The following is a 17,834-nucleotide window of genomic DNA, read 5'->3' as shown; positions in this document are numbered from 1 at the left end:
TCAGCCGAGCGAGCCGCAGCCTTGCCCGACTGGCTGCACACCTACAACCATCACCGCAGCCACACCGCACTCGGCGGACAACCCCCGATCACCCGGGTCGCCGTCAGCAACCGTGCTGGGCACTACAGCTAGCGGAGGCTGACGGCGCAGGAGACCTGCGCGCTCAGCCTCCGCTGGAGCGGCGGGCGGAGGCGGCGGCGTACAGCGCGATGCCCGCGGCGACGCTCACGTTCAGCGACTCGGTGTCCCGCGCGATGGGGATGCGGACGACGAGGTCGCAGCGCTCGCGCACCAGCCGCGACAGCCCGGCGCCCTCGGCGCCCACCACGAGCGCGACCGGGTCGGCGAACCCGTCGAACTCGTGCACGTCGACGTCCCCGTCGCCGGCCAGGCCCACGGTCATGAGCCCGGCGTCCTGGTAGGAGCCCAGGGCGCGGGCCAGGTTGACCGCGCGCGCGACCGGCAGCCGCGCGGCGGCGCCGGCGCTGGTGCGCCACGCCGAGGCTGTCATGCCCACCGAGCGGCGCTGCGGCACGACGACGCCGTGCGCGTCGAACGCGGCGGCCGACCGGACGACGGCGCCGAGGTTGCGCGGATCGGTGACGCCGTCCATGGCGACGACCAGGGGCGGCCGGCCCGAGTCGCGGGCCAGGTCGAGCAGGTCGTCCGGGTGGGCGTACTGGTACGGCGGCACCTGCAGGCCGATGCCCTGGTGCAGCGCTCCGTTCGACATCCGGTCGAACTCGGCCTTGCCGACCTCCAGCAGCGGCAGCCCGCGGTCACCGGCGAGCGCGATGGCCTCGGCGATCCGTTCGTCGAGGGCGCCGCGGGTGGTGTCGCCGGTGACGACGTACAGCGCGGTCGCGGGGATCTGCGCCCGCAGCGCCTCGACCACCGGGTTGCGGCCCAGCAGCAGCTCGGGGGCCTCCTCGGCCCGCTGCCGGCTGCGGTCCCGCTCGGCCCGCCGCCGCGCGTCGGCCTGGGCCCGGCGCTGCGCGGGGTGCCCGGTACGGGCCTCGGCCGGCGGGGTGGCGCCGCGGCCGGCCAGCGCCCGGCGGTTCTTGCCGCCGGTCCCCGCGGTCGCCGTCTTCTTGCCGGCGCCGCTGCTGCGGCCCCGTCGCTGACTGTTGCCGGCCATCAGCGGCTCAGCTCCCATCGGGGTCCGTTCGGGGTGTCCTCGACCTGCACGCCGAGACCGGCGAGCTGGTCGCGGATCGCGTCGGCGGCCGCGTAGTCCTTGCGCGCGCGGGCGGCCTGCCGCTGCTCCAGCGCCAGCGCCACCAGCCCGCCGGTGACCTCGGTCAGCCGGTCGTCGCCCCCGCCGGCGGACCAGCGCGGGTCGAGCGGGTCCAGGCCCAGCACGCCGAGCATGGCGCGCACCGAGCCCAGCGCCGCCGCCACCGCCTCGTCCCGGCCCTCGGACAGCGCGCTGTTGCCGTGCCGCACCGCCTCGTGGACGGCGGCGATCGCGGCCGGGGTGCCCAGGTCGTCGTCCATCGCGGCGCGGAACTCCGGCGCCAGCTCCGGCTTGCCGGCTCCCTCGCCGACCCGTTCGGCCGCCCGCCGCACGAACGACTCCAGCCGCCGGTAGGCCGCTCCGGCCTCGGCGAGCGCGGCGTCGGTGAACTCGATCGTCGACCGGTAGTGCGGGGCGACCAGGTAGTAGCGCAGCTCCACCGGCCGCACCCGCTTGACGACCTCGTCGACCTGCGCGGTGTTGCCCAGCGACTTGCTCATCTTCTCGCCGCCGAGGGTGACCCAGCCGTGGTGCAGCCAGTACCGCGCGAACCCGTCACCGGCGGCCATCGACTGGGCGCGCTCGTTCTCGTGGTGCGGGAAGCGCAGGTCGAGTCCGCCACCGTGGAGGTCGAACTCGGCGCCGAGGTACCGCTCGGCCATCGCCGAGCACTCGATGTGCCAGCCGGGCCGGCCGCGGCCCCACGGTGTCGGCCAGGCAGCGGTGTCCGGCTCGCCGGGCTTGGCGGCCTTCCACAGTGCGAAGTCGCGGGGGTCGCGCTTGCGCTCGTCGGACTCGGTGTCGGCGGCCGGCTGGAGATCACCGAGCGTCTGCCGGGTCAGCTCGCCGTAGCCGGGGAAGCTGCGGACGTCGAAGTAGACGTCGCCGTCGACGGCGTAGGCGTGCCCGCGCTCGATGAGCCGCTCGATCAGCGCCACCATGTCGGGGACGTGGCCCGTGGCCCGCGGCTCGTAGGTCGGCGGCAGCACCCCGAGGACCTCGTAGGCGGAGGTGACCGCCAGCTCGTAGCGGTACGCCCAGGCCCACCACGGCACGCCGTTCTCGGCGGCCTTGGTGAGGATCTTGTCGTCGACGTCGGTGACGTTGCGGACGTAGGTGACCTCGAGGCCGCCGGCGGTGAGCCAGCGGCGCAGCACGTCGAAGACGAGTGCCGACCGCACGTGCCCCACGTGCGGCGGGCCCTGGGGGGTGAGCCCGCAGACGTACATGGAGGCCTGGCCCGCACGCAGGGGCGTGAAGTCGCGGACCGCGCGGGCGGCCGTGTCGTACAGGCGGAGGCTCACCGCGGGGAGTCTACGGAGCCGCGGTGGTCAGGTCGGTCCGGCGTCCACCCGGACCACCAGCGCGGTCGCCATCGCCGCGCGGCCCTCGCCCCGGCCGGTGAGGCCCAGGCCGTCGGTCGTGGTGGCGGTGACGCTGACCGGCGCGCCGAGGGCCGCCGACAGCACCGCCTCGGCCTCGGCCCGGCGCGGCCCCACCTTGGGACTGTTCCCGACCAGCTGCACCGCGGCGTTGCCGACCCGCCACCCGGCGGCGGCGAGCGTGGCGCGCACGTGCTCGAGCACCGCCACCCCGCGGGCGCCGGCCCACCGGGGGTCGTCGGTGCCGAGCAGCCCACCGATGTCGCCCAGCCCGGCGGCCGAGAGGACGGCGTCGGTCAGGGCGTGGGCCACGACGTCCCCGTCGGAGTGGCCGGCGCAGCCGTCGACCCCCGGCCACTCCAGCCCGGCCAGCCAGCAGGGCCGGCCGGCCTGGATCGGGTGGACGTCGACCCCCAGGCCGACCCGCGGCAGCTCGGCGCTCACCGGCGGGCGCCCAGCCTCGCTGATGGCTCGACCTCGGGCTCGTCCCGCTCCCCGGTCGCTGGCGCTCCCTGCGATGCTCGCTCGCCCGTCGTCCTCACGAGCAACTCGGCGAGGGCCAGGTCGTGGGCGACGGTCACCTTCGCCGCCCGCTCGTCACCGGCCACCGTGGCGACCGGCAGGCCGGCGGCACGGACGACCGCGGCGTCGTCGGTGAGCTCGGCGTCCTCGGGCAGGGCCGCGTAGGCCGCGGCGAGGGCGGCCCGGGCGAAGCCCTGCGGGGTCTGCACCCGCCGCAGCGCCTCCCGCGGCAGGGTGCCGGTCAGCACGCCGTCGTCGTCCACGGTGACGGTCGTGTCGGTCACCGGGAGGACGGGGACCACGGCCGCGGCGCCGGCGTCGAGGGCGCCCAGCACGCGCCGGACGACGTCCGGCGGGGTCAGCGGACGGGCGGCGTCGTGCACCAGCACCGCGTCGGCGTGGTCGGTGGCCGCGGTGAGGGCGGCCCGGACCGACGCGGTCCGGGTGGCGCCGCCCGCGACCAGCCGCACGTCCGCGGGCAGCACCGTCGCGAAGGCGCCGAGCTCCTGCGCCGGGACGGCGACCACCACGTCGGCCACACCGGCGTCCCGGAGGGTGTCCACGGCCCAGCAGACCAGCGCCCGCCCACCGAGCGGGACCAGCGCCTTCGGCCGATCGGCCCCCAGACGCAGACCACTCCCGGCCGCTGCGACGATGCCGACAGCGTGCACGGGAGTGGTCTGGGACGTGCGGAGGTCAGCCGAGCCCGGGCTCAGCTGGCGAGGACCTCGTCGAGGAGCACCTCGGCCTTGTCCTCGTTGGTGCCCTCGGCGAGCGCGAGCTCGCTGACCAGGATCTGGCGGGCCTTGGAGAGCATGCGCTTCTCGCCGGCGGAGAGGCCACGGTCCTTGTCGCGACGCCACAGGTCGCGGACGACCTCGGCGACCTTGTTCACGTCACCGGAGGCGAGCTTCTCGAGGTTGGCCTTGTAGCGGCGCGACCAGTTGGTCGGCTCCTCGGTGTGCGGGGCACGCAGGACCTCGAAGACCCGGTTCAGCCCCTCCTGACCGACGACGTCACGGACGCCGACGATCTCTGCGTTGTCGGCCGGCACGCGCACGGTGAGGTCGCCCTGGGCGACCTTCAGCACGAGGTAGGCCTTCTCTTCACCCTTGATGACCCGCTTCTCGATCGCCTCGATGAGCGCGGCACCGTGGTGCGGGTAGACAACGGTCTCGCCGACAGTGAAGCCCATGTGTGTGTGACCCCTTTCGCTGTCCACAGGTTACCACGGCAAACTGACGAACGGGACGGCCCAGATTCGTAAACCCGCAGGTCAGCCGCCCTATGAAGTACCGGGGAGGGGTTGACAGCAGCGTGGTCGATGTGCCTGCACACCCAGCGTCGCCGGGGGTGACCGCCCGCGCACTGGTGCTGGCCACCCACCCCGGCCCCGCGGTCGCGGTGACCGTGGTGGCCACCCTCCTGGCCGTCGCCGCCGGGTGCCCGGCGGGGCGGGTGGCGCTCGTGGGGCTGGCCGTCCTCGCTGGTCAGGCCTCCATCGGTTGGAGCAACGACTGGCTCGACGCGGACCGCGACCGCGCCGTCGCCCGGGCCGACAAACCGGTCGTGCAGGGCGCGGTCGCACCCGCGCTGCTGCGCTCGCTGGCCCTGGCCGCGGTCGCGGCGGCCGTCGTCCTGTCGCTGCTGCTCGGCCTCGTGCCCGGTCTGCTGCTGCTGGTGCTGGTGGCCAGCGGGTGGGCCTACAACGCCGGCCTGAAGCGGACCGCTGCCTCGGCCGTGCCCTACGTGACCGGCTTCGGCGCGCTGCCCGCCGGCGTGGTCGCCGCCGCGCCTGGCGCCCCGGTCGCGCCGTGGTGGCTGGTCGCCGCCGGCGGGGCGCTCGGCGCGGCCGCACACCTGGCCAACGTCGCGCCCGACATCGAGGACGACCTGGCCACCGGCGTGCGCGGGCTCCCCCACCGGCTGGGCGCCCGCGTCTCCGCCGTCCTCGGCGCGCTCCTGCTGGGCGGGGCGTCCCTGGTGCTCGTCCTCGGTCCCGCCGGGCCGCCGACCGCGGCGGCCTGGGTGGGGCTCGCGCTCGCGGTGCCCGCCGTCGCGGTCGCGGCGCTCGCGGGCAGTCCCCGGTTCCGGCGGCTGGCGTTCCCCGCCGTCATGCTGCTGACGGTGCTGGACGTCGTCCTCCTGCTGGCCGGCGGGGCCGCGGTCACCTGACCGCGGCCCCACCGGCAGGGATCACTTCCGGCCGTTGCCGTTGCCGTTGCCGTTGCCGCCGGCGTTGCCGTGGCCGGTGCCGCTGTCGGCGACCTGCGCGGCCGGGGCCGCCGCCGGCTGCTCGACGACCGGCTCCTCCACGACCGGCCGCTCCGCGACCGGCTCGTCCACCGGGGCGGGCGCCTGGGTGGGCTTGGCGTTGCGCTGGCGCGCCTGGCTGCTGACGGTGCCGCCGTCGACCCAGCCACGGCGGGCCCCCTCGCTGACCCACTCGCCGTGCGACTGGCCGGGGGTGGGCCCGGCCTGCCACGCCGTCTTGGCGGCGGCGTCGTCGACCGGCGCCTCGTCGACGCGCGCCTGCGGCTCGGCGGGGATCTCGCCCTCCTCGGCGGAGGTCTGGGCCTCCTCACCCCCGGCGGGGACCTCGGAGCCGCTCCCGCTCTCCGTGCCCGCCTGCGTCCCGTCACCGCTGCCGGTCGGCTCGAGGGCGGGGTCGGTCGGCTCGAGAGTGGGGTCCGTGGGCTGGTCGGAGACGACGGTCTCGACGACCGGAGCCGGCTCCGGCGGCGTGGTGAGGGCGCCGGCGGTGGTGGCGCCGGCGACGGCGACCACGACGGCGCCGGTGCCGGCGGCCGCCTTGGCGAGGACGCCGGCCGAGGCGATCTTGGCGGCGAGGGTGGTGAGCAGCATGCGTGGCCTCTTCCGTGAGGTCCGGGCGGTGGGCCCGGCCGTCCCGCAGGACGGTTCCTGGATGGGGGTGAGGAGACCGGTCGCCAGCAGCTCGGCCAGGGGCGCGTTCGGCCGTCCCGGCACCGTGGCGCCGGCCCGGACCGCGTCGGTGAACGCGGCCAGGCCGGAGGCGCCGTCGGGTACCGGACGGCCGGCGAGGCAGGCCTCGAAGGCCTCCTCGGCGGCTCGGGCGTCGGCTGGGATGGTCATCTCGTCCTCGTCATCGCAGGAGGGCCACAGAAGGGTGCGCGGGGGCGGTCACCCGTTCGGGTGGAACGCTCTCGAGGGCGGTGCGCAGGCTGCGCAGGCCACGCCGCTGCAGGGCCTTGACCGAGCCCACGGAGCGGCCGAGCACACGCGCCACCTGCTCGACGGTGAGGTCGCCGAGGACCCGCAGGAGGAGCACGGTCCGCTGGTCGCCGGGGAGGGTGCCGCAGAGCCGGTGGACGTCCGCGGCACCGATCCGCACCAGTGCGTCGTCCTCGGCATCGCCCCCGCCGAGCTCGTGGAGCACCGCGTCGTCGTCGGTCACCTGCGGACGGCGTCCGCGCCGCCGCCAGTCGTCGACCAGTCGCCGGTGGGCGATGGTGAAGACCCATGCCCGCAGGGCGTCCTCGTCGCCGCGGAAGCCCCCGAGCCCGGTGAGGACGCCGATGAACGTCTCGCTGGCCAGGTCGTCGGGCTCGGCCGCCCCGTGCAGTCGCAGGTAGCCGGTCACCGCCGGCGCGAGGTCGCGGTAGAGCACCTCGAAGGCCCATGCGGCCCCGGCCTGGGCCGCGGCCAGGACGTCGTCGAACGGCAGTCCCGTCCGCACCGCGCCTCCCCTCGCCGGTCCCCGCACTCCTTCGGGATCGGCAGTCGGGCAGGGGATCTGCACCGCGGTCACCCGGACGGGTGCGCGACGGCCGCCGCCCGGTCCGGCCGCGGCGCCACCGCACCGGTTCCCTCCCGGCGGGGGCAGGGGGACGGGCGTTAGGCTCGGCGCGACCCGGGCCATCGACGTGCGGTGGCCGGCACGTCCCTGGAGGTCGACGGCTGTGAACCGCGCACTGCGCGCCGCCACGATGGGTGCCCTGCTCCTCAGCCCGATCGCGCTCACCGCGTGCAGCGCCGGGCAGGTGACGCAGACCGCCACCCAGAACCGGGACAAGGTCGGCGCCGAGGCCCAGGTGGGCTCGATCACCCTCCGCAAGGTCACCCTGGAGCACCCCGACGAGGGGCGCTACGAGGCCGGTGACGACGCCGCGCTGACCATGGCGGTCATCAACTCCGGGAACGAGGAGGACACGCTCGTCGGCATCGAGGGCGAGGGCTTCGACGGCGTGGTGGTGACCGGCCAGGCCAGCGCCTCCCCCGCCGTCCCCGGTTCCCCGTCGGCGACCGGCGGCGCGGCCACGACCACCGCCCCGGCCAGCGGCGCCGCCACGGCCAGCTCCCAGGTCGACGTCCCCGTCCCCGGCAACTCCACCGTCTTCATCGGGGGCGACGGCGACCTCACCGTCGAACTGGCGGACCTCACCGAGGAGCTCACCGCCGGCCAGAGCCTCGAGCTGACCCTCACCTTCGAGCAGGCCGGCGAGGTGACCGTCCGCGCGATGGTGGAGAACCCGGACCGGGTGCAGCCCCGCGAGGAGGGCTTCGACTTCCACACGGAGGAGGAGTCCGAGGAGCAGGACACCGAGGTGGCGGGCGGGGGCAACCCCGAGTCCGGCGGCTGAGCCGCGCGGCGGTCCGGGACTGTCGTACCCGGCGGTTAGCGTCGCCGGGTGCCCGCAGGAGTGAAGTCCGCCCGACCCGCCCACCGCTGCACCGAGTGCGGCTACGCCTCGGCCAAGTGGGTCGGCCGCTGCCCCGAGTGTCAGGCCTGGGGCACCCTGCAGGAGGTCGGCGCCCCGGCGTCCCCGCTGCGCGCCGTGGCGGCCGGCCCGGTCACCGCGCCGGCCGTGCCCATCGCCCAGGTCGAGCTCGCCGCAGCGCGCGCCGTCCCGACCGGCATCGAGGAGTTCGACCGGGTCCTGGGCGGCGGTCTCGTCCCGGGCGCGGTGCTGCTGGTCGCCGGCGAGCCGGGCGTCGGCAAGTCCACGCTGCTGCTCGAGGTGGCCCACCGGGTCGCCGCCTCGAACGGTCCCGCGCTGGTGGTGTCCGGCGAGGAGTCGGCGGCCCAGGTGCGGCTGCGGGCCGAGCGGATCGGCGCCCTGCACGACCGCCTCTACCTCGCCGCCGAGACCGAGCTGTCCGCCGTCCTCGCCCACGTCGAGCAGGTCGCGCCGTCGCTGCTGGTCCTCGACAGCGTGCAGACGGTGCGCTCCCCCGCGGTCGACGGCACCGACGGTGGCGCCACGCAGGTGCGCGCGGTGGCCAGCGCACTGACCGGCGTCGCGAAGAGCCGCGGGATGACCACCATCCTGGTCGGCCACGTCACCAAGGACGGCGCGATCGCGGGCCCCCGCGCCCTCGAGCACCTCGTCGACGTCGTCATCTCCTTCGACGGCGAGCGGCACTCGACCCTGCGGCTGATCCGGGCGGCCAAGAACCGGTTCGGCCCGGCCGACGAGATCGGCTGCTTCGAGATCGGGGACGGCGGGGTCATCGGCGTCCCCGACCCGTCCCACCTGTTCGTGTCCCGGCGGGCCGCCCCGGTGCCCGGCAGTTGCGTCACGGTGACGATGGAGGGCAGCCGCCCGCTGCTGGCGGAGGTGCAGGCGCTCGTCGCCGGCTCCGGTGGCGGCGGCTCGCCCCGGCGGGCGGTCAGCGGCCTGGACAGCCAGCGGGTGGCGATGGTCAACGCCGTGGTGGAGCGCCGCGGCGGGGTGCGGCTCGCCGATGCAGACGTCTTCGCCGCCTCCGTGGGCGGCGTGCGCATCGCGGAGCCCGCGGCCGACCTCGCCCTGGCCCTGGCCATCGCCTCCGCCGCCAAGGACATCCCCCTGCCGCAGGGCCTGGTCGCCCTCGGCGAGGTCGGGCTGTCCGGGGAGATCCGCCGCGTGGGCGGCACCTCCCGCCGGCTGGCCGAGGCCGCCCGCCAGGGCTACCGGGTCGCCCTCGTGCCGGAGGACGCCGGCCCGGCCCCGCGCGGCATGCGCCTGGTCGAGGTACCCGACATGGGGGCCGCCTTCGCCCGCCTGTTCTCACAGTGACCGTTCCCGGACGGCCGTCGCCGTATCCGGTGGGGTGAGTTCCGACCCCCGGCCGATACGGTCGGGTGCCACGTAGACTCAGCCGCCACCACACCGAACGTCAGGAGCGCTCGTGCCCCCCGCCGTGGATCCCGAGGTCGCGCTCCGGGAACTGCTCGGTCGCATCGCCCCCGGAACGGCGCTGCGCGACGGCTTGGAGCGGATCCTGGCCGGACGCACCGGCGCACTGATCGTGCTCGGGTACGACCGCGTGGTGGAGTCCATCTGCACCGGCGGGTTCGCCCTCGACGTCGCCCTCTCCGCCACCCGGCTGCGGGAGCTGGCCAAGATGGACGGCGCGGTGATCGTCTCCTACGACGGGTCGCGGATCGTGCGGGCCGGCGTCCACCTGATGCCCGACCCGACCGTCCCGACCGAGGAGTCCGGCACCCGGCACCGCACCGCGGAGCGGGTCGCCGTCCAGACCGGCTTCCCGGTGATCTCGGTCAGCCAGTCGATGCACATCATCAGCGTCTACGTGGCCGGCCGGCGCTACACCCTCGAGCACCCGACCACGATCCTGGCCCGCGCCAACCAGGCCCTGGCCGCCCTCGAGCGGTACAAGCTGCGGCTGGACGAGGTGGCCAGCACGCTGTCGGCGCTGGAGATCGAGGACCTCGTCACCGTCCGCGACGCGATGAGCGTCAGCCAGCGGCTGGAGATGGTCCGGCGGATCGCCGACGAGATCGAGGGCTTCGTCGTCGAGCTCGGCACCGACGGTCGGCTGCTGGCCCTGCAGCTGGACGAGATGCTCGCCGGCGTCGAGGAGGACCGCGGCCTGCTGGTCCGCGACTACCTCCCCGGCGGCGCCCGCCGGCCCCGCACGATCGAGCAGGTGCTCACCGATCTGCGGGCCCTGTCGGCGACCGAGCTGCTCGACCTCTCCGCGGTCGCCCGCTGCTACGGGCTGCCGACGTCGGCGGAGGCGCTCGACTCCCCGGTCAGCCCGCGCGGCTACCGGCTGCTGGCCCGCGTGCCGCGGCTGCCGGCCGGCATCATCGACCGCCTGGTCGACCACTTCGGCGGGCTGCAGAAGCTCCTCGCCGCCACGATCGAGGACCTCCTCGCCGTCGAGGGCGTCGGCGAGGCCCGCGCCCGCGGCATCCGCGAGGGCCTGTCGCGACTGGCCGAGACCTCGATCCTCGACCGCTACAGCTGAGGGAGGGGCGGGGGTCCTGCCGCCTACGCCACCGCGAACGGGGCGTCGCCGCTGACCTTGGTGTCCAGCCGGCCCCGCAGCACGTACTGCCCCGCCCCCAGCACGACGCGCTCGGCGGTGCACGTCGGCTCGCTCGTGCGGCTGCCCCAGACCAGCGGGAACGAGACCGTCTCCCCCGGCGCCAGGGTGCGGGTGTCGTCGCTGACCTCCGGGAAGCAGTCGTTGCTCCCCCACAGCCGGGTGCCGGCACCGTCGAAGAGCACGATCTCCTGCAGTTCCTTGTCCAGCGCGCGCACGCACGGGACGGCGGAGACGTTCGCGACCGCCAGCTCGAACGTCGGCCGTCCGCCCACCGGGGCACTGCCGGGGCTGCGCACCTCCAGCGCGATCATGTCGTCGCTGCAGGGGCCGCCCGGGGTGGGTGCGGCCGGCGTCTCGACCGGAGCCGGCTCGACCGGCGCGGGGTCCTCGGGCACCGCGGGCGGGGGCGTCGGCGTCCGCACGCTGGCCAGGGACGGCACCACCTGTTCCAGGGCCGGCGGGTCGGTGGGCTCGGCCGGCGTCGTGCCGGTCGGTGTCGCGGCCGCCGTGGCACCGCCCGGGCCCCCGCTCGCCGTCGCCGCCACCAGCCAGCCCCCGCCGCCGAGCACGGCGACGGCCAGGAGCAGGAGCAGGAGACGGCGCCGCCAGTAGACCGCCGAGGGCAGGGGTCCGACCGGGTGCAGCACGCCGAGAACCGTAGTGCGCCCGCCCGGAGCCGGCGGTGTCGGCACGCCGTCCCTGGCAGGCGGCACACTGGGTCCCCGTGGACAGCTCGCCCAGCCCCTCACCGACGCGCGGGGACCACGTCGGCGAGGTCCTCGTCGACTGGTTCGCCACCGCTGCCCGCGACCTGCCGTGGCGCGGTCCGGACGTCGACCCGTGGGCGGTCCTCGTCAGCGAGGTGATGCTCCAGCAGACCCCGGTGGCCCGCGTGGAGCCGGTCTGGCGCGAGTGGATGGCCCGCTGGCCGACGCCTGCGGCACTGGCCGCCGTCTCCCCCGCCGAGGTGATCCGCGCGTGGGGCAAGCTCGGCTACCCGCGGCGGGCGCTGCGGCTGCGGGAGGCGGCCGTCGCCCTGGTGGAGCGGCACGGCGGCGTCGTCCCGCACGACGTGGCGGCCCTGGAGGCCCTGCCGGGGATCGGCACGTACACCGCCCGCGCCGTCGCCTGTTTCGGGCACGGCCACCCCCAGCCGGTGGTCGACACCAACGTGCGCCGGGTGGTGGCGCGCCTGGTGCACGGGCGGGCCGAGGCGGGCACCGCCCGGGCCTCGGACCTCACCGACGTCACGGCGCTGGCGCCGGCGGATCCGGAGCGGGCGGTGCGCTTCTCGGTGGCGGTCATGGAGCTCGGCGCGCTGGTGTGCGTCGCCCGGACGCCGCGGTGCGGAGCCTGCCCGGTGCGGAACGAGTGCGCCTGGCGCCGGGCGGGCTGCCCGGCACACGACGGTCCGGCCCGCAGGGTGCAGAAGTTCGCCGGGACGGACCGGCAGGTGCGCGGCCGCCTGCTCGACGTCCTGCGGGCCGCTGAGGGCCCCGTGACGGCCGCTCTGCTCGACGAGGCCTGGCCCGACGCGGTGCAGCGCGCCCGGTGCCTGGACTCGCTCCTCGTCGACGGCCTGGTCGAGCAGATCGTCGACGGCCGGTTCCACCTCCCCGCCTGAGCGCCCTGCCCCGACTGTGCAGTCGGTGCCGCCGACACGACACGGCGCGCCGCCGCGGACGACCACGACTGCGCACTCGGCCGGCGCACACGGCGAAGCGGCGGCCGACCGGTGGTGGCCGGCCGGGCGCAGCGCGTCGCCGGCTCAGCGGCGCCGGCTCGGGTTGCTGAGGTCGCGGAAGGTCATCGGCCAGCCCGCGAGCGCCACCACGAGCGCGGCCACCATGAGGACGGCGCGCAGCCAGCCGGGCAGGCCGCGCCCTGGACCCACACGACGGGTCGCGCCCGCCGTCGCCGCCACGATGAGCAGCCCGCCGTAGACCGGCGTCCGCCGCGGGTGCCCGCCTCGCGCACCACCCCGTCGTCCTCCGGGTGGAACGACGACGGGGCCGCCTCCCGGGATGGGAGACGGCCCCGTCGTGCGGACCTACGAGGTCACTCGGCCTGGGTGGCCGGCGGCTCCTCGTCGCCGACCGACAGCGCGACCGGCGGGGTGTCGGGGAGGTCGATCGGCTTGGTCTCGCCGCGGAAGGTGAACTTCGCGTCGGCGCCCTCGCCCTCGACATCCACCACGATGATCTGACCGGCGGTCAGCTCCCCGTAGAGGATCTTCTCCGACAGCGCGTCCTCGATCTCGCGCTGGATGGTCCGGCGCAGCGGCCGGGCACCCAGCACCGGGTCGAAGCCACGGTGCGCGAGCAGCTTCTTGGCCGCCGGGGTGATCTCGAGCGACATGTCCTTGTTCGCCAGCTGGGTCTCCACGCGGGAGACCATGAGGTCGACGATCTCGATGATCTCGTCCTCGGTCAGCTGGTGGAACACGACGATGTCGTCGATCCGGTTGAGGAACTCCGGCCGGAAGTGCTGCTTGAGCTCCTCGTTGACCTTGAGCTTCATGCGCTCGTAGTTGGACTGGGTGTCGTTGCCGACCTGGAAGCCCAGCCCCACGGCCTTGGAGATGTCCCGCGTACCGAGGTTGGTCGTGAGGATCAGGATCGTGTTCTTGAAGTCCACGATCCGGCCCTGACCGTCGGTGAGCCGGCCGTCCTCCAGCACCTGCAGGAGCGTGTTGAACACGTCCGCGTGCGCCTTCTCGATCTCGTCGAAGAGGACCACCGAGAACGGCTTGCGCCGCACCTTCTCGGTCAGCTGGCCACCCTCGTCGTAGCCGACGTAGCCGGGAGGGGCACCGACCAGGCGCGAGACGGTGAAGCGGTCGTGGAACTCACCCATGTCGATCTGGATGAGCGCGTCGTCCTCACCGAACAGGAACTGCGCCAGCGCCTTCGCCAGCTCCGTCTTACCGACACCCGAGGGGCCGGCGAAGATGAACGAGCCACCGGGACGGCGGGGGTCCTTGAGGCCCGCCCGCGTGCGCCGGATCGCCTGGCTGACGCTCTTGATGGCCTCTTCCTGGCCGATGATCCGCTTGTGGAGCTCCTCCTCCATGCGCAGGAGTCGGGTGGTCTCCTCCTCCGTGAGCTTGAAGACGGGGATCCCGGTCCAGTTGGCGAGGACCTCGGCGATCTGCTCGTCGTCGACCTCGGCGACGACGTCCATGTCGCCGGCCTTCCACTGCTTCTCGCGCTCGGCCTTCTCGGCCAGGAGGGTCTTCTCCTTGTCGCGCAGCGACGCGGCCTTCTCGAAGTCCTGGGCGTCGATCGCCGACTCCTTCTCGCGGCGGATGGCCGCGATCCGGTCGTCGAACTCGCGCAGGTCCGGCGGGGCGGTCATCCGCTTGATCCGCATCCGGGCGCCGGCCTCGTCGATCAGGTCGATCGCCTTGTCCGGCAGGAAGCGGTCGGAGATGTACCGATCGGCCAGCGTCGCGGCGGCGACCAGGGCGCCGTCGGTGATGCTGATCCGGTGGTGCGCCTCGTAGCGGTCGCGCAGGCCCTTGAGGATCTCGATCGTGTGGGTGAGCGTCGGCTCGCCCACCTGGATCGGCTGGAAGCGGCGCTCGAGGGCGGCGTCCTTCTCCAGGTGCTTGCGGTACTCGTCGAGCGTGGTGGCGCCGATGGTCTGCAGCTCACCGCGGGCGAGCATCGGCTTGAGGATGCTGGCGGCGTCGATCGCGCCCTCCGCGGCACCGGCCCCGACGAGGGTGTGGATCTCGTCGATGAACAGGATGATGTCGCCGCGGGTGCGGATCTCCTTGAGGACCTTCTTCAGCCGCTCCTCGAAGTCACCGCGGTAGCGGGAACCGGCGACGAGCGCGCCGAGGTCGAGCGTGTAGAGCTGCTTGTCCTTCAGCGTCTCGGGCACCTCGCCCTTGACGATCGCCTGGGCCAGGCCCTCGACGACGGCGGTCTTGCCGACGCCGGGCTCACCGATGAGGACGGGGTTGTTCTTGGTCCGCCGCGAGAGGACCTGCATGACCCGCTCGATCTCCTTGGCCCGCCCGATGACCGGGTCGAGCTTGGAGTCGCGCGCGGCCTGGGTCAGGTTGCGGCCGAACTGGTCGAGCACCAGCGAGGTGGACGGCGTGCCCTCGGCCGGGCCGCCGGCCGCGGCCGGCTCCTTGCCCTGGTAGCCGGAGAGCAGCTGGATGACCTGCTGGCGGACGCGGTTGAGGTCGGCGCCCAGCTTGACGAGGACCTGGGCGGCGACGCCCTCACCCTCGCGGATCAGGCCGAGCAGGATGTGCTCGGTGCCGATGTAGTTGTGGCCGAGTTGCAGCGCCTCGCGCAGGGACAGCTCGAGCACCTTCTTGGCCCGCGGGGTGAAGGGGATGTGACCGGACGGGGCCTGCTGGCCCTGCCCGATGATCTCCTCGACCTGCTGGCGGACACCCTCCAGCGAGATGCCCAGGGACTCGAGAGCCTTGGCAGCGACGCCCTCACCCTCGTGGATCAGGCCCAGGAGGATGTGCTCGGTGCCGATGTAGTTGTGGTTGAGCATCCGGGCCTCTTCCTGGGCCAGGACGACCACGCGGCGGGCTCGGTCGGTGAACCGTTCGAACATCTGCTGCTTCTCCTCTGACCGGCTGGTCCGGCACTGCCCTCCCCGTGGTGGAGAGGAGCACCCGACATCCGTCGGCGCGCGGGGGCACCGGTCTTTCCACTGTAGTCGCGGACCCCGCTCCACCGTCGGCACGCGGCCGGGGCGGTGGAGAGGGACTGCACGGTCCAACCGATGGTGCCCGGCCGGTGTTCCGGCCCCGTTACGCCCTGAGCGGACGACCGCCGGCCCGGGACGAGCTCACGCGCCGCGGCTCACTCGACCACCAGCCGGACGCCGTCGGCGGCGAGCCGGGCGCCGAGGTCGGCCAGCACCGTCCGCGCGTCGTCGTCCATCGTGGCCGACGGGCCGATCCGGACGGTCACCAGCCGGTGCCCCTGGCGCTGCAGGGCGACCACGCTGCCGCGGAGGAGGTCCGCGGCGAGCGCGTCCAGGTGGCCCCGGGTCCGGATGACGCCGTGGCGCTGGTCCAGGGTGGCGGTGAAGGTCGGTGCGCACGGCGAGGCGTCCGCACCGGCCCAGTGGTCGCCCGGCTCGCTGTCGTCGTCGGCGGCGGTCGGGTGCGCCACACCGGAGCTCACATCCGGATCGTGACGGTTCCGTTCCTCGTTCCCCAGGGCCCTTGGTCCCTGGTCGCGCAGGTCAGGCCACCGCCCCCGCCGCGGGGACGACGACGGCCCGGCCCCCGAACGGGGACCGGGCCTGGTGACGTGCTGGAGCGACCCCCTCGCACGGACCCGGCACGAACGCGCGAGCGCCGGGGGCGAGGGGGCGTCCCTCAGTGCGCGGCCTCGTAGGCCTCGACGACGCTGGCCGGGATGCGGCCGCGGTCGCTGACCGCGTGGCCGTTCTTGCGGGCCCAGTCGCGGATGGCGCCGGCCTGCTCGCGGTCCATCCGGCCGCCGCCACCGGTCGCCCGCGAGCGCCCGCCGCCGGAGGCGCGACCGCTGCCGCGACCCACCTTGCGGGCGGCCTGCACGTAGCGGGAGAACGCCTCGCGCATCTCCTCGGCGTTCTTCTCCGACAGGTCGATCTCGTAGTTCGTGCCGTCGAGGGAGAAACTCACGGTCTCGTCGGCCGGCAGGTTCTCGTCGAGGTCGTCACTGAGGATGACCTGGACCTTACGAGCCATTCCTGTTCCCCATTCCCCTGTGCCCGGGCATTCCCGGTGCGGTTTACCGCCCTTGAGAGGCGATCGCGATCGACACTCCGCACCATAGTGCATTCAGCACACTTTCCGGCACACCGCACACAATGGGGTGAAACGGGACACAGAGGTTCAGGTCGAAATCGGCCGCACGAGTGGGAAGAGGATGGTCTCGCGGATTCCCAGACCGGTGAGCGTCATCATCAGCCGGTCCATGCCCATGCCCATGCCCCCCGTGGGCGGCATGCCGTACTCGAGGGCCTCGAGGAAGTCCTCGTCCAGGGCCATCGCCTCGGGGTCGCCGGCCGCCGCCAGCGCGGCCTGGGCGGTGAAGCGATCCCGCTGCGCGACCGGGTCGACCAGCTCGGAGTAGGCGGTGGCCCGCTCGACGCCGGCGATGTAGAGGTCCCACTTCTCGGCCAGGCCCGGTTGCGACCGGTGCGCCCGGGTCAGCGGTGAGGTGTCCAGCGGGTAGTCGATGACGAAGGTCGGCGACCGCAGGGTGTCCTGCACCAGCGCCTCGAAGAGCTCCTCGACCACCTTGCCGGGCACCCACGCCGGGTCGACGCCGACGTCGTGCCGCTCGGCGATCGCCCGCAGCCGCTCGACCGGCGTCTCCGGGGTGACCTCCTCGCCGACGGCCTCGGACACCGCGGTGTAGAGCGGGATCTGCGGCCACTCGCCCGACAGGTCGATCTCGGTGCCGTCGTTGTGCCGCGCCACGTGGTCCCCGAACAAGGCAGCGCAGCATTCCTGGGTGAGCTCGCGGGTCAGCGTCGCCATCACCTGGTAGTCGGCATACGCCTGATAGGCCTCGAGCATCGCGAACTCCGGCGAGTGGGTGCTGTCGGCGCCCTCGTTGCGGAAGTTGCGGTTGATCTCGAACACCCGGTCCAGGCCGCCGACGATGCAGCGCTTGAGGAACAGCTCGGGCGCGATGCGCATGTACAGGTCGAGGTCGAAGGCGTTCATGTGCGTCCGGAACGGCCGGGCCGCGGCGCCGCCGTGCACGGTCTGCAGCATCGGCGTCTCGACCTCGAGGTAGCCGCGGGAGACCAGTCCGGTGCGCAGCGTCGACATCACCGTGGCTCGCTGGCGCACGGTGCGCCGGGCCTCGTCGCGGACGATGAGGTCGACGTAGCGGCGGCGGACCCGCAGCTCCTCGCTCATCGGCTTGTGCGCCACCGGCAGCGGGCGCAGCGCCTTCGAGGTCAGCTGCCAGGAGTCGGCGAACACCGAGAGCTCGCCGCGCCGCGACGTCCCGACCTCACCGGAGACCAGCACGTGGTCACCGAGGTCGATGTCGGACTTCCACGCGGCGAGGGACTCCTCGCCCACCCGGTCGCGGGAGAGCATGACCTGCAGCTCGGCGTCCCCCTCGCGCAGCGTCGCGAAGCAGAGCTTGCCGGTGTTGCGGGAGAAGATGACCCGCCCGGTGACGCCGACGGTCACACCCGTCATCGTGTCCGGCGGGAGGTCGGGGTGAGCGGTGCGGACGTCGGCCAGCGTGGTGGTCCGGGCGACGGCCACGGGGTAGGGGTCGACACCGCCGTCCCGCAGCCGGTCGAGCTTGGCCCGGCGGACCCGGAGCTGCTCGGGGAGTTCGTCGACGTCGTCGGCCACGGGCGCTGCCTCACTCACG

Annotated in this window: 19 protein-coding genes; 6 read left to right on the top strand and 13 right to left on the bottom strand. The window is 74.4% G+C overall.

Going from position 1 to position 17,834, the window contains the following annotated elements; all coding sequences use genetic code 11:
- Window positions 1-132: integrase core domain-containing protein (locus tag ACI784_RS13170; RefSeq protein ID WP_456922068.1), on the top strand; the 132-nt coding region annotated here is incomplete at its 5' end.
- A 31-nt stretch (window positions 133-163) separates the two neighbouring features.
- Here ACI784_RS13170 and rlmB read toward each other — a convergent pair.
- The 5 genes from rlmB to ACI784_RS13145 are packed head-to-tail and all read right to left on the bottom strand — an operon-like array spanning window position 164 to window position 4,336.
- The gene (gene rlmB / locus ACI784_RS13165; protein WP_456925891.1) at window positions 164-1,156 is read right to left on the bottom strand and encodes a 23S rRNA (guanosine(2251)-2'-O)-methyltransferase RlmB; all 993 of its coding nucleotides are present in this window, start codon (window positions 1,154-1,156) and stop codon (window positions 164-166) included.
- Complete coding sequence (cysS, locus tag ACI784_RS13160; protein ID WP_457013784.1) at window positions 1,138-2,541, bottom strand: cysteine--tRNA ligase; 1,404 nt, start codon at window positions 2,539-2,541, stop codon at window positions 1,138-1,140. Before cysS ends, rlmB begins: the two co-directional genes overlap by 19 nt.
- Window positions 2,542-2,568: 27 nt before the next feature.
- Window positions 2,569-3,063 (bottom strand): 2-C-methyl-D-erythritol 2,4-cyclodiphosphate synthase, encoded by a 495-nt coding sequence (ispF, locus tag ACI784_RS13155; protein ID WP_457013783.1) that lies wholly within the window; start codon window positions 3,061-3,063, stop codon window positions 2,569-2,571.
- Window positions 3,060-3,812 carry a 2-C-methyl-D-erythritol 4-phosphate cytidylyltransferase gene (gene ispD, locus ACI784_RS13150; RefSeq protein WP_457013782.1) on the bottom strand — a complete coding sequence of 251 codons (753 nt, stop codon included), beginning with the start codon at window positions 3,810-3,812 and terminating at the stop codon, window positions 3,060-3,062. The genes ispF and ispD overlap by 4 nt, the downstream gene beginning before the upstream one ends.
- Before the next feature lie 41 nt (window positions 3,813-3,853).
- Window positions 3,854-4,336 carry a CarD family transcriptional regulator gene (locus ACI784_RS13145; RefSeq protein ID WP_097206868.1) on the bottom strand — a complete coding sequence of 161 codons (483 nt, stop codon included), beginning with the start codon at window positions 4,334-4,336 and terminating at the stop codon, window positions 3,854-3,856.
- A 158-nt stretch (window positions 4,337-4,494) separates the two neighbouring features.
- Between ACI784_RS13145 and ACI784_RS13140 the strand changes: the two genes are divergently transcribed.
- Window positions 4,495-5,316 (top strand): UbiA family prenyltransferase, encoded by an 822-nt coding sequence (locus ACI784_RS13140; protein WP_457013781.1) that lies wholly within the window; start codon window positions 4,495-4,497, stop codon window positions 5,314-5,316.
- Window positions 5,317-5,337: 21 nt separating this feature from the next.
- Here ACI784_RS13140 and ACI784_RS13135 read toward each other — a convergent pair whose 3' ends face one another.
- The gene (locus ACI784_RS13135) at window positions 5,338-6,255 is read right to left on the bottom strand and encodes a hypothetical protein (protein WP_457013780.1); all 918 of its coding nucleotides are present in this window, start codon (window positions 6,253-6,255) and stop codon (window positions 5,338-5,340) included.
- A gap of 10 nt (window positions 6,256-6,265) precedes the next feature.
- Complete coding sequence (locus ACI784_RS13130; protein WP_456921518.1) at window positions 6,266-6,859, bottom strand: RNA polymerase sigma factor; 594 nt, start codon at window positions 6,857-6,859, stop codon at window positions 6,266-6,268.
- A 223-nt stretch (window positions 6,860-7,082) separates the two neighbouring features.
- Between ACI784_RS13130 and ACI784_RS13125 the strand changes: the two genes are divergently transcribed.
- The 3 genes from ACI784_RS13125 to disA all read left to right on the top strand — a co-directional run bounded on the left by ACI784_RS13125 (window position 7,083) and on the right by disA (window position 10,380).
- Entirely contained in the window at window positions 7,083-7,763 is a 681-nt protein-coding gene (locus ACI784_RS13125; protein ID WP_457013779.1) for a hypothetical protein, read from the top strand.
- A gap of 48 nt (window positions 7,764-7,811) precedes the next feature.
- Window positions 7,812-9,182 carry a DNA repair protein RadA gene (radA, locus tag ACI784_RS13120; RefSeq protein WP_456921516.1) on the top strand — a complete coding sequence of 457 codons (1,371 nt, stop codon included), beginning with the start codon at window positions 7,812-7,814 and terminating at the stop codon, window positions 9,180-9,182.
- Between the two features lie 112 nt (window positions 9,183-9,294).
- The gene (disA, locus tag ACI784_RS13115; RefSeq protein WP_456921515.1) at window positions 9,295-10,380 is read left to right on the top strand and encodes a DNA integrity scanning diadenylate cyclase DisA; all 1,086 of its coding nucleotides are present in this window, start codon (window positions 9,295-9,297) and stop codon (window positions 10,378-10,380) included.
- Between the two features lie 23 nt (window positions 10,381-10,403).
- On the opposite strand, the gene ACI784_RS13110 is transcribed toward disA, so the two are convergent.
- Window positions 10,404-11,108, bottom strand: coding sequence for a MucR family transcriptional regulator (locus ACI784_RS13110; RefSeq protein WP_457013778.1), 705 nt, complete (start codon window positions 11,106-11,108; stop codon window positions 10,404-10,406).
- Window positions 11,109-11,185: 77 nt separating this feature from the next.
- On the opposite strand from ACI784_RS13110, the gene ACI784_RS13105 reads away from it, so the two are divergent.
- Window positions 11,186-12,085 (top strand): A/G-specific adenine glycosylase, encoded by a 900-nt coding sequence (locus ACI784_RS13105; protein ID WP_457013777.1) that lies wholly within the window; start codon window positions 11,186-11,188, stop codon window positions 12,083-12,085.
- A 144-nt stretch (window positions 12,086-12,229) separates the two neighbouring features.
- Here the strand turns inward: ACI784_RS13105 and ACI784_RS13100 are convergent, their stop codons facing one another.
- The 5 genes from ACI784_RS13100 to lysS all read right to left on the bottom strand — a co-directional run bounded on the left by ACI784_RS13100 (window position 12,230) and on the right by lysS (window position 17,833).
- A complete protein-coding gene (locus ACI784_RS13100; protein WP_457013776.1) occupies window positions 12,230-12,385 on the bottom strand; it encodes a hypothetical protein in 156 nt (51 codons plus the stop codon).
- A 134-nt stretch (window positions 12,386-12,519) separates the two neighbouring features.
- Window positions 12,520-15,048 (bottom strand): ATP-dependent Clp protease ATP-binding subunit, encoded by a 2,529-nt coding sequence (locus ACI784_RS13095; protein WP_456921511.1) that lies wholly within the window; start codon window positions 15,046-15,048, stop codon window positions 12,520-12,522.
- A 251-nt stretch (window positions 15,049-15,299) separates the two neighbouring features.
- Window positions 15,300-15,626, bottom strand: a complete 327-nt coding sequence (locus ACI784_RS13090; RefSeq protein ID WP_457013775.1) for a hypothetical protein — start codon at window positions 15,624-15,626, stop codon at window positions 15,300-15,302.
- Between the two features lie 197 nt (window positions 15,627-15,823).
- The gene (locus ACI784_RS13085) at window positions 15,824-16,177 is read right to left on the bottom strand and encodes a histone-like nucleoid-structuring protein Lsr2 (RefSeq protein WP_456921509.1); all 354 of its coding nucleotides are present in this window, start codon (window positions 16,175-16,177) and stop codon (window positions 15,824-15,826) included.
- A gap of 147 nt (window positions 16,178-16,324) precedes the next feature.
- Entirely contained in the window at window positions 16,325-17,833 is a 1,509-nt protein-coding gene (lysS, locus tag ACI784_RS13080; RefSeq protein WP_457013774.1) for a lysine--tRNA ligase, read from the bottom strand.
- Window position 17,834: the final 1 nt, after the last annotated feature.

The sequence above is a fragment of the Geodermatophilus sp. SYSU D01186 genome, from assembly GCF_054050215.1.
Note: the sequence above shows the minus strand (reverse complement) of the source record. Positions and strands in the feature narration are given on the sequence as shown.